The organism is Gordonibacter pamelaeae 7-10-1-b, from assembly GCF_000210055.1.
Classification (GTDB): Bacteria; Actinomycetota; Coriobacteriia; order Coriobacteriales; family Eggerthellaceae; genus Gordonibacter; species Gordonibacter pamelaeae.
On sequence record NC_021021.1, the window covers coordinates 3,163,558 to 3,165,046 of the forward strand.

At 66.6% G+C, this 1,489-nt stretch carries 3 protein-coding genes; 1 reads left to right on the forward strand and 2 read right to left on the reverse strand.

Features of this window, described 5'->3' with window-relative positions:
* The first annotated feature begins 43 nt into the window (after window positions 1-43).
* A complete protein-coding gene (locus tag GPA_RS14525) occupies window positions 44-511 on the forward strand; it encodes a hypothetical protein (RefSeq protein WP_015540345.1) in 468 nt (155 codons plus the stop codon).
* Between the two features lie 100 nt (window positions 512-611).
* Here GPA_RS14525 and GPA_RS14530 read toward each other — a convergent pair whose 3' ends face one another.
* Together GPA_RS14530 and GPA_RS20280 are read right to left on the reverse strand one after the other, a co-directional pair.
* Entirely contained in the window at window positions 612-1,274 is a 663-nt protein-coding gene (locus GPA_RS14530) for an amino acid ABC transporter permease (protein ID WP_015540346.1), read from the reverse strand.
* Window positions 1,271-1,489 (reverse strand): hypothetical protein (locus GPA_RS20280; RefSeq protein WP_041239716.1); only part of this gene is annotated, 219 nt, incomplete at its 5' end. The genes GPA_RS20280 and GPA_RS14530, both read right to left, overlap by 4 nt.

Sequence of the window (1,489 nt, forward strand, 5' to 3'; positions counted from 1 at the left end):
ACCGCATGCCGCGCAGGCCATCCAAACCGCAAGGAGGCACCTCATGAAGAAAGTCCTCGGAGCGCTTCTCGCCCTGCTCGCCGTCGTCGTGCTCGTCGGCGTGGGCGTCGTCGTGTTCTCGAACACCTCGCTCGGCCCCGTGAGCGATGCGGCGCAGGGCGCCAAGGCCGCCGTCGCGAACGCCGCCATGGACGCAACCGACCTCAAAGGCCAGGTGAAGAGCGCCATCGACGAACGCAAGGACGACATAGCCGCCGCAACCGGCCTCACGGCCGACCAGGTGGACGCGCTCGTGGCCGAGCTGGACATCGACAGCTGGCAGGCCGCCGCGCTGCCCGCGGGTGCCGTGGAGTCGGGCACCGTGGACGGGTCGTACGCGGGCATCGACGGCACCATCACCACCTACGACGACCCAGGCTACGTCACCATCTCGGCCTACGGCCAGAACGTCACCCTCGCCGTCCCCGAGAGCGCGCAGGCGTACCTGCCGTACCTGGCGCTCGCACAGTAGGTGTGACAAAAGGACGGGGATAATGTCACATTCCTCGACGCGGTACGACCCTGCGAAACTTCCAGGAATGTGACATTATCCCCGTCCTTTTGTCACACCCCTACGCCGTGCGCGCCTCCTTCAGGCGGCGCTGATAGGCGCGCACGATCTGCGAGAGCGTGAAGCACACGACGAAGTAGATGAGCGCCATGATGCCGAAGATGGCGAAGATCTGCACCGTCGAGTTGTAGCTGTTCATGAGTATCATGCCGCGGCCCATGAGCTCCTGCAGCGCCATGGCGCCCCAGAGGTAGCTCGTGTCCTTGATGGTGGTGACGAACTGCGACAGCAGTGCGGGCACCATGTTGCGCAGCGCCTGGGGCAGGATGATCAGCAGGTACGTCTGCACGGTGGAGAAGCCCTGCGACTTCGCGGCCTCGTACTGGCCGAACGGCACGCTCGCCAGGCCGCCGCGCACGATCTCGGCCACGCTCGCGCTGGTGAACAGCGTGAACGCGAGCACCGCCGCGCCGATGGGCGGCAGCTGCGCCACGAAGAACGTGAACATGATCCACAGGAGCAGCGGGGTGTTCTTGAATATCTCGATGTAGACCGTGGCCACGCCGCGCAGCACGCGGCTGTTCGACGTGCGCATGACCGAGATGACGGCGCCGAGCACCACCGAGCACAGGATGGCCAGCGCGGATATCAGCAGCGTCATGCCCAGGCCCTGCAGCAGGAATCGTATGTTCACCCAGGTGAATAGGGCGGCTATGTCGCTCATTTGCCCTCCCCTCGCTCGTCTTTGCCAAGGCCCTCGAGGCCCTCGCGCCGCAGGCGCTCCATACGCGCGGCGGCATCGTCGGCCGCGCGGGCGGCCATGCCGGCCAACGCCTCCATGTCCACGTCTTCGGGCACGACCGTTTCCGGCCCGCTGGACTCCCTCGCCTCCTCGTCGCCGCTGCGACGTTCGCGCCGAGCTTGGCGCGCGGCCGCATC